At 67.5% G+C, this 9,574-nt stretch carries 7 protein-coding genes; 6 read left to right on the forward strand and 1 reads right to left on the reverse strand.

Annotation, left to right across the window (positions count from 1 at the left end):
• Positions 1-257 precede the first annotated feature (257 nt).
• Positions 258-1,919 (reverse strand): DNA repair protein RecN, encoded by a 1,662-nt coding sequence (gene recN, locus ABE522_RS17035; RefSeq protein ID WP_346592718.1) that lies wholly within the window; start codon positions 1,917-1,919, stop codon positions 258-260.
• 115 nt (positions 1,920-2,034) lie between these two features.
• Between recN and hrcA the strand changes: the two genes are divergently transcribed.
• The 6 genes from hrcA to ABE522_RS17065 all read left to right on the forward strand — a co-directional run bounded on the left by hrcA (position 2,035) and on the right by ABE522_RS17065 (position 9,221).
• Entirely contained in the window at positions 2,035-3,099 is a 1,065-nt protein-coding gene (gene hrcA / locus ABE522_RS17040; RefSeq protein WP_346592719.1) for a heat-inducible transcriptional repressor HrcA, read from the forward strand.
• A gap of 63 nt (positions 3,100-3,162) precedes the next feature.
• A complete protein-coding gene (gene grpE / locus ABE522_RS17045) occupies positions 3,163-3,672 on the forward strand; it encodes a nucleotide exchange factor GrpE (RefSeq protein ID WP_346592720.1) in 510 nt (169 codons plus the stop codon).
• Positions 3,673-3,840: 168 nt separating this feature from the next.
• Positions 3,841-5,763, forward strand: a complete 1,923-nt coding sequence (gene dnaK / locus ABE522_RS17050; protein WP_042612302.1) for a molecular chaperone DnaK — start codon at positions 3,841-3,843, stop codon at positions 5,761-5,763.
• A 154-nt stretch (positions 5,764-5,917) separates the two neighbouring features.
• Positions 5,918-7,048 (forward strand): molecular chaperone DnaJ, encoded by a 1,131-nt coding sequence (dnaJ, locus tag ABE522_RS17055; RefSeq protein WP_346592721.1) that lies wholly within the window; start codon positions 5,918-5,920, stop codon positions 7,046-7,048.
• Between the two features lie 152 nt (positions 7,049-7,200).
• Positions 7,201-8,109: a pyridoxal kinase gene (gene pdxY, locus ABE522_RS17060; RefSeq protein ID WP_346592722.1), complete on the forward strand. Its 909-nt coding sequence runs from the start codon at positions 7,201-7,203 to the stop codon at positions 8,107-8,109.
• Positions 8,106-9,221 carry a prephenate dehydrogenase gene (locus ABE522_RS17065; protein ID WP_346592723.1) on the forward strand — a complete coding sequence of 372 codons (1,116 nt, stop codon included), beginning with the start codon at positions 8,106-8,108 and terminating at the stop codon, positions 9,219-9,221. Before pdxY ends, ABE522_RS17065 begins: the two co-directional genes overlap by 4 nt.
• Positions 9,222-9,574: the final 353 nt, after the last annotated feature.

Raw genomic sequence — 9,574 nt, forward strand, 5'->3', positions numbered from 1 at the left:
AAGCGTCCCGACCAACGGTGGTCACCCACGGAGGCAACGACTGACGACCAACGGTCGTCACTACCCGAGGAAAACGCTGACGACCAGCGGCCGTCACTACCCGAGGCAAACGCTGACGGCCAGCGGCCGTCACCCGCCGAGCGGTAGCGCCGACCCATGGTCGGCGAGCGCAGCGGGCCGTGGCGTCAAGCATTCCGCCGAGCATGGCTCGGCGCTACCGAAGCGGGCGAGCGCAGCGGGCCGTCGGGCGGCGCCGGTCAGCCTGCCAGCAGCTTCCTGGCCGCCGCGCGCGCTTCCTTGCTCACTTCCACGCCGCCCAGCATGCGTGCGAGTTCTTCTTCGCGCGCCTTGGTGTCCAGCTTTTCCACAGCGCTCTGGGTCATGCCCTCCACCGGCGCCTTGCTGACCCGGTAATGCGCGTGGCCCTTCGACGCGACCTGCGGCAGGTGGGTAACGCACAGTACCTGGCGTTTCTCTCCGAGCGCGCGCAGTTTCTGCCCGACGATGTCGGCCACCGCGCCGCCGATGCCCGAATCGACTTCGTCGAACACCATGGTGGGCACCGCGTCCAGGTCCAGCGCGGCCACTTCGATGGCCAGTGAGATGCGTGACAGCTCGCCACCGGAGGCCACCTTGCGCAGCGGGCGCGGTGGCTGGCCGGCGTTGGCGGCCACCAGGAACTCCACCCGCTCGGCGCCCTGCGGGTCCGGCTTGGCCAGGTCCTGCGGTTCCAGCTGGATCAGGAACTGGCCGCCGCCCATGCCCAGTTCTGCGATCAGCCCGGTGGTGGTGGTGGACAGTTCGGTGGCCGCGCGCTGGCGCCCGGCACTGAGCACCGCCGCCTGCTCGCGCCACGCCGCTGCAGCCTTGTCGATTTCGCCGGCCAGCTTCTGCAGGCGTACGTCGGCGCCGCGCAGCTGTTCGGCTTCGGCCTGCATGCGGTCGCGCTGGGCGGCCAGGTCTTCCATCGGCACGCGGTGCTTGCGGGCCAGGTCATGCAAGCGGCCCAGCCGGCGCTCGTTGTCCTCGAACTGCTCCGGGTCCGCGTCCAGGTCATCGTGCACGCGGTCCAGCAGGCTCAGCGCTTCCTGCAACTGGATGCTGGCGCTGTCGATCAGCGCGTCCACCTCGCCCAGCCGGGCATCGTGTTCGATCATCCGCCCCAGGTCGCCGCGCACCTGCGCCAGCAGCCCCAGCGCGGAGGCGTCGTCGTCCCCGTTGATGCGGGTGGTGGCGGTATCGCAGGTGGTCAGCAGGGCGCTGGCGTGGGCCTGGCGGCGATGGCTGGCGCCCAGCGCGATGATCGATTCGGGTTCCAGGTCCTCGCGTTCCAGTTCGCGCAGCTGGTGTTCCAGGAAGCCGATGCGGTCGCTGACATCGCCCTGCTGGGACAGCGCGGCGGCTTCATCGACCAGCATCTGCCAGCCGGCCGCGGCCACGCGCACCGCGCGGCGCTGCTCGGCATTGCCGGCGTAGGCGTCCAGCAGGGCGAGCTGCGACGGGCGGGTCAGCAGCGCCTGCTGTTCGTGCTGGCCGTGGATTTCCACCAGCAGGCCAGCCAGTTCGGTGAGCTGGGAAATGGTCACCGGGCGGCCGTTGATCCAGGCCCGCGAGCCACCGTCGGCCCGGATCACCCGGCGCAGCTGGCACTGCTCGTCGTCGTCCAGTTCGTTGTCGGCCAGCCAGCGGCGGGCGCCGGCGAGCTGTTCCAGCGCGAACTCGGCCGACAGTTCGGCGCGCGGGGCACCGTGGCGCACCACGCCGCTGTCGGCGCGCAGGCCGGACAGGAAGCCCAGCGCGTCCACCATCAGCGATTTGCCCGCGCCGGTTTCGCCCGAAACCACGGTCATGCCGGGGCCGAACTCCAGTTCAGTGGCGCGGACAACCGCGAAATCCTTGATTGATAAGTGTCTGAGCATGGTCCAGTAGGTCTCTCGAGCCGCGCAACGCTAGCACGCACGGTGGCATGCACCAATGACTTGCCAAGCGTCCTTCCCGGCATTATCTAGGAGGGGAGTCTCACAGGCTGATCCGATGCCGCCGCCCTTTGACCAGTTGGCCCCACGCTCGCGGCACCTGCTGCGTACCCTGATCGCCCGCCACATCCAGGATGGCGAGCCGGTCGGGTCGGCAACGCTTGCGCGCACGGCAGGGCTGGATGTCAGCGCGGCGACCATCCGCAACATCCTCGGCGACCTGGAAGACCTGGGGCTGCTGAGTTCGCCGCATACCTCGGCCGGCCGCATTCCCACCGCGCACGGCTACCGGGTGTTCGTGGACAGCCTGGTGCAGATGCACCCGCCCGGCGAGCAGGACCTGAGCCGCCTGCGCAGCGAGCTGGCCAGTGGCGCCGGCACCCAGGCGCTGCTCGGCAGTGCCTCCGAGCTGCTGTCGGCGATGAGCCATTTCGTCGGCGTGGTCAGTGCGCCCACCCGGGAGCAGTTCGCCTTCCGCCAGATTGATTTCGTGGCGCTGGACGCCCGTCGCGTGCTGGCCATCGTGGTGTTCGCCGACAGCGAAGTGCAGAACCGGGTGATCGAGGCCCGCCGGCCGTGGGAGCCGGGTGAGCTGGAACAGGTCGCCAATTACCTGAATACCCACTTCGCCGGGCTGCCGGTCGCGCAGATCCGCCGCCGCCTGCTGCACGAACTCCGCGACACCCGCAGCGAGATGGAGCAACTGCTCGCGCACAGCATCGAACTGGCCGAGCAGGCCCTGCAGCCGCCGGCCAACGACATGCTGGTGGCCGGCCAGACCCGCCTGATGGGGGTGCAGGACCTGTCCGACCTGGAACGGCTGCGCGAGCTGTTCGAGCTGTTTTCGAGCAAACGCGAGATCCTGCAGCTGCTGGAGCGCACCATCCAGGCGCCGGGCGTGCGTATCTTCATAGGTGAGGAGACCGGGGTGGTGCCGCTGGAAGGCGTCTCGCTGGTCACTGCGCCGTACACGGCCGATGGCCAGGTGCTGGGCGTACTGGGGGTGATCGGGCCGAAGCGGATGGCCTATGACCGGATGATCCCGCTGGTACAGGCCACCGCCGAGGTGCTCGGGGCGGCCTTTTCGCCGGGATCGGGCACCGCGATGCCCCGCGGCGCTTGAAACGCAGTTTCCCGCCCACACTAGGTGGGATGGAGGCGGGGAGTCACCGCCAGGGAAACGCACATGAACCAAGATCATCACGATATCGAATCCAACCCGGCCGCCGACGAGGCCGCAACGGCCCACCACGACCAGCTGGAGCAGCTGCGCGGTGAGCTGGAGCAGGTCAAGGCCGATGCGCTGCGTGAGCGCGCCGACCTGGACAACCAGCGCAAGCGCATGACCCGTGACGTGGAACAGGCCCGCCGTTTCGCCAACGAAAAGCTGCTCGGCGAGCTGTTGCCGGTGTTCGACAGCCTGGACGCCGGCCTGAAGGCCGCAGGCGAGGACGCCAGCCCGCTGCGCGACGGCCTTGAAATGACTTACAGGCAGCTGCTGAAGGTGGCCGCGGACAACGGACTGGCGCTGCTGGACCCGACCGCACAGCCCTTCAACCCGGAACACCACCAGGCGATCAGCCAGGTCGACGCCAATGGCGCCGCCCCGGGCAGCGTGGTGCAGGTGTTCCAGAAGGGCTACCTGCTCAACGACCGCCTGCTGCGCCCGGCGCTGGTGGTGGTCGCGCGCGACTGACCACGCAGCGGGAAGGCCGGTACCGCCGGGCATGGCCCGGCGCTGCCTGGATCCTGAATCGTGGAATACAGCGTCCCGGGATGGCTTGAATGTTCCACGAGCCTCCCCCACATCCCATTCATACACCGGCTGCGGCCGGATTAACCGAATAATCTTCAGGAGTCCCCCATGGGCAAGATCATTGGTATCGACCTCGGCACCACCAACTCGTGCGTGGCGATCATGGACGGCGGCAAGGCCCGCGTCATCGAAAACTCGGAAGGCGATCGCACCACCCCGTCGATCGTGGCCTACACCAAGGACGGCGAAGTCCTGGTGGGTGCCTCGGCCAAGCGCCAGGCGGTCACCAATCCGAAGAACACGTTCTACGCGGTGAAGCGCCTGATCGGCCGCAAGTTCACCGACGCGGAAGTGCAGAAGGACATCGCCCACGTGCCGTACGGCATCCTGGCCCACGACAATGGCGATGCCTGGGTGTCCACCAGCGATGCGCGCAAGATGGCGCCGCAGGAAATCTCCGCCAAGGTGCTGGAGAAGATGAAGAAGACCGCCGAGGATTATCTCGGTGAGAAGGTCACCGAAGCGGTCATCACCGTGCCGGCGTACTTCAATGACAGCCAGCGCCAGGCCACCAAGGACGCCGGACGCATCGCCGGCCTGGACGTCAAGCGCATCATCAACGAGCCGACCGCGGCCGCGCTGGCCTATGGCCTGGACAAGGGTGACAACAAGGACCGCAAGATCGTGGTCTACGATCTGGGCGGTGGCACCTTCGACGTGTCGGTGATCGAGATCGCCAACGTCGACGGTGAAAAGCAGTTCGAAGTGCTGGCCACCAACGGTGACACCTTCCTGGGCGGCGAAGATTTCGACAACCGCGTCATCGAGTACCTGGTCGAAGAGTTCAACAAGGACCAGGGCATCGACCTGCGCAAGGATCCGCTGGCCCTGCAGCGCCTGAAGGACGCCGCCGAGCGCGCCAAGATCGAGCTGTCCAGCGCGCAGCAGACCGAAGTCAACCTGCCGTACGTGACCGCCGATGCGTCCGGCCCGAAGCACCTGAACATCAAGCTGACCCGCGCCAAGCTGGAGTCGCTGGTGGACGAGCTGATCCGCAAGTCGATCGAGCCGTGCCGCGTTGCGTTGAATGACGCCGGCCTGCGTTCGAGCGACATCAGCGAGGTCATCCTGGTCGGTGGCCAGACCCGCATGCCGAAGGTGCAGCAGGCGGTGACCGAGTTCTTCGGCAAGGAGCCGCGCAAGGACGTCAACCCGGACGAAGCCGTGGCACTGGGTGCGGCGATCCAGGGTGGCGTGCTCGGCGGCGACGTCAAGGACGTGCTGCTGCTGGACGTGACCCCGCTGTCGCTGGGCATCGAAACCATGGGCGGTGTGTTCACCAAGATCATCGAGAAGAACACCACCATCCCGACCAAGGCCTCGCAGGTGTTCTCCACCGCCGAAGACAACCAGTCGGCGGTCACGGTGCACGTGCTGCAGGGTGAGCGCGAACAGGCCCGCTTCAACAAGTCGCTGGCCAAGTTCGACCTGTCCGGCATCGAGCCGGCCCCGCGTGGCCTGCCGCAGGTGGAAGTGTCCTTCGACATCGACGCCAACGGCATCCTGCACGTGTCGGCCAAGGACAAGAAGACCAACAAGGAACAGAAGGTCGAGATCAAGGCCGGTTCGGGCCTGTCCGAGGACGAGATCGCGCGGATGGTGGCCGACGCCGAAGCCAACCGCGAAGAAGACAAGAAGTTCCAGGAACTGGTGCAGGCCCGCAACCAGGCCGATGCGCTGATCCACGGCACCCGTTCGGCCATCACCGAACACGGCAGCAAGGTCGGCGGCGATGTGATCGGCAAGGTCGAGGCCGCACTGGCCGACCTGGAAACGGCGATGAAGGGTGACGACAAGGCGCAGATCGAGTCGCGCTCGAAGGCACTGGAAGAGGCCGGCCAGGCGCTGTTCGCCGCCGCTTCGGCCGGTGACCAGGGCGGCGCCCCGGGTGCCGACGCCGGCGCCGGCGCGAAGCACGACGACGTCGTCGATGCCGAGTTCACCGAAGTAAAGGACGACAAGAAGTCCTGATCCAGACCGACGCGGGACGTTGCCTTGGCAGCGTCCCGTCGTCGCATCAGGGTCCTGGCCGCCGCGAGGCGAGTCGGGGCGCCCGACGCAGGAGCGGACCTTGTCCGCTTTTCTGCTTTGACGAATCCCGACGTACCGGAAAGCGATCCACTCCATGAGCAAGCGCGATTATTACGAAGTCCTGGGCGTAGCCCGCACCGCCACCGACGAGGAGCTGAAGAAGGCCTACCGTCGCTGCGCGATGAAGCACCATCCCGACCGCAACCCGGGTGATGCGGCCGCCGAAGCGGCCTTCAAGGAGTGCAAGGAAGCCTACGAAACCCTGTCCGATGGCAACAAGCGCCGGATGTACGACGCCCACGGGCATGCTGCGTTCGAACACGGCATGGGCGGTGGCGGCGGGGGTCCGGGTGGTCCGGACATGAATGATATTTTCGGCGACATCTTCGGCAATATTTTCGGAGGTGGCGCCGGTGGTCCACGCCAGGCACGTCGCGGGGCCGACATCGGCTACGTGATGGAACTGGACCTGGAAGAAGCGGTGCGCGGCATCGAGCGGCGCATCGATATCCCGACCCTGGCCGAGTGCGGCGACTGCGATGGCAGCGGTTCGGAAGACGGCAAGGTGGAAACCTGCAGCGTCTGCCACGGCCGTGGCCAGGTGCGCATCCAGCGTGGCATCTTCGCCATGCAGCAGGCGTGCCACCACTGCAACGGGCGCGGGCAGATCATCGCCCAGCCGTGCAAGACCTGCCACGGCAATGGCCGCGTGGAAGAAGACAAGGTGCTGTCGGTGAAGGTGCCTGCGGGCGTGGATACCGGCGACCGGATCCGCCTGGCCGGCGAAGGCGAGGCCGGGCCGGCCGGCACCCAGCCGGGCGATCTGTACGTGGAAGTGCGGGTGCGTGAGCACGCCATCTTCCAGCGCGATGGCGATGACCTGCACTGCGAAGTGCCGATCCGCATTTCGCAGGCTTCGCTGGGTGACACCATCCGCGTTGCCACGCTGGGCGGCGAGGCGGAGATCCGCATTCCGGCTGAAACCCAGACCGGCAAGCTGTTCCGCCTGCGCGGCAAGGGCGTGCGTTCGGTGCGCAGCCGCAGCGAAGGCGACCTGTACTGCCGCGTGGTGGTGGAAACGCCGGTCAACCTGACGCCGGACCAGCGCAAGCTGATGGAGCAGTTCGAAGCTACGTTCGTCGGCGAAGAGGCGCGCAAGCATTCGCCGAAGTCGGCGACGTTCATCGATGGCGTCAAAGGTTTCTGGGACCGCATGACGTCCTGACGCTTGGTAGTGACGGCCGCTGACCGTCACGCCGCTGCGCTCGCCGAGCATGGCTCGGCGCTACCGGTCCGGTACTGACGGCGACTGGCCGTCATGCCCCTGATCCTCCGGTGGGTGACGACCGTTGATCGTCGCGGGCGTAAAATGGAGGGATGAGCGAATCCCTCGAGAACCACCTGGTCCACGGCCGTCGCCAGCGCCCGGACGGCCCGTCGCCGGTCGATGTCATTTCGGTCCAGTCCCAGCTCGTCTACGGCCATGCCGGCAACAGCGCCGCAGCGCCGCCGCTGCGCGCGCTGGGCCTGCGCGTGGCCGAAGTGCCGACCACGCTGCTGAGCAACGCCCCGTTCTATGAAACCACCCGCGGGCGCGTGCTGCCGGCGGACTGGTTCGCCGATCTGCTGCGCGGCGCCAGCGAGCGCGGCCTGCCGCAGCGGGCGCGGATGCTGGTGTCCGGCTACTTCGGCAGCGTCGACAACGGCGCGGCGTTCGCGGACTGGCTGGATCAGACCCTGCCGGCGTGCCCGCAACTGCGTTACTGCCTGGATCCGGTGATCGGCGATACCCACACCGGTCCCTACGTCGAACCCGGCCTGGAAAAAGTGTTCGCCGAGCGCCTGCTGCCGCACGCCTGGCTGGTCACGCCCAATGCGTTCGAACTGGGCCGCCTGACCGGCATGCCCGCGCTGGCGCAGGACGACGCGATTGCGGCCGCGCGCGTGCTGCTGGCCCGTGGGCCGACATGGGTGTTGGCGCACAGTGTCTCCGGCGACGGGGGCGGACTGGTGACGCTGGCGGTGAGCGCGTCGGGCGTCTGGCGCTGGACCTCGCCGCTGTTGCCGGTGGACGTGGCCGGCACCGGCGATGTGCTGATGGCCTTGATCGTGGCGTTCCTGCTGCGCGGCGAGGACATGCAGCAGGCGATAGGCCGCGCCGTGTCGGGCACCCATGCGGCACTGGAAGCGACGCTGGCCAACGGCCACGAAGAGTTCGACGTGCATGCCGCCGCACCCGCTGCGCTGGCGCAGCCGCACCGGTTTGCCGTGGAGCAGCTGGAATGAGCGTGTCGCCGCGGGTGATCGGTATCGTCGGCAGCGCCGGCGCGTTTGGACGCTGGCTGACCCGTTTCTTCGAACAGAACATGCAGTTGCAGGTGATCGGCCATGATCCTGCCGACGCCAGCTCGCATACAGCAGAGCAGTTGCTGGAACAGGCCGACGTGCTGTTGTTCTCAGCGCCGATCCGGCATACCCCCGCGCTGATTGCCGCGTACGTGCAGGCTTCGGCGGGTCGCGAGGCGGGTCGATTGTGGCTGGACGTCACTTCGGTGAAAGAGGCCCCGGTGCAGGCGATGCTGGCTTCGCAGGCGGACGTCGTGGGCCTGCATCCGATGACCGCGCCGCCCAAGTCGCCGACGTTGAAGGGCAGGGTGATGGTGGTCTGCGAAGCCCGCGTGCAGCGCTGGCAGCCGTGGATCAACGAACTGTGCGCGGCCCTGCAGGCCGAGTGCGTGCGTGCCACGCCGGCCCACCACGACAAGGTGATGGCGCTGGTGCAGGCGATGGTGCATGCCGGCCACCTGGCGCAGGCCGGCGTATTGCGCGGCTACGCGGCCGAACTCGGTGATCTTTCCGCGCTGCTGCCGTATCGCTCGGCGTCCTTTGAACTGGATACGGCAATCATCTCGCGCATCCTGTCATTGAACCCGGCGATCTACGAGGACATCCAGTTCGGCAATCCGCACGTGGCGCCGATGCTGGAGCGCCTGATCGGGCAGCTGCAGCAGCTGCAGGTGCAGGTGCTGCAGGGTGACGATGCGGCACGCGCGGGGTTCCGCCAGCAGATGTTGCAGGCCAATCGTGATGCGTTCGGCGAACAGGTGCTTGCCGATGGCAACTACACCTTCGAGCGCGTGGGTTACCTGCTGGCCGACCTGACCGAACGCCAGGCGTTGTCGGTGCATCTGCCGGAGGATCGTCCCGGTTCCCTGCGCGCGCTGCTGCATGTGTTCGAGCAGCACCAGGTGAGCCTGGCCTCGATCCATTCCTCGCGCACGCCCGGCGGCGAAGTGCATTTCCGCATCGGTTTCGTGCCCGGCAGCAGCGACATGGCGATCGCCGCGGCGGCAGCCGAAGTGGACGACAGCGGAATTGGTCGGGTACTGACACGCTGACGGTTTCATCCACAGGCGGTGTGGATGGTTGTCGCACAAACGTGTGGATAACCGGTCGCAGCCCTTGCGGCCAGACGCTGTCAAGATGGGTGGCGAAAATTACGCCATCCGGTGTCGAGGTTTGCCGGGCCTGCGGCCCGGCGGTCCGCTTCGTCAGGCACGTCAACGTCAACGACGTGCAGGGCTGCGTGCTGGTGGGGCGGGGCCCACCCCGGCCCACCTTCGACACGTCCACGGGGGCGATGTGACGTGCGGGCACTGGTAGCGCCGACCCATGGTCGGCGGAATGTTACCCCCCACGGCCCGCTGCCCTCGCCCACCATGGGTCGGCGCGACCGCGTTTCATTTTTCAT

The organism is Stenotrophomonas lacuserhaii (assembly GCF_039674585.1).
GTDB classification, from domain to species: Bacteria; Pseudomonadota; Gammaproteobacteria; order Xanthomonadales; family Xanthomonadaceae; genus Stenotrophomonas; species Stenotrophomonas pennii_A.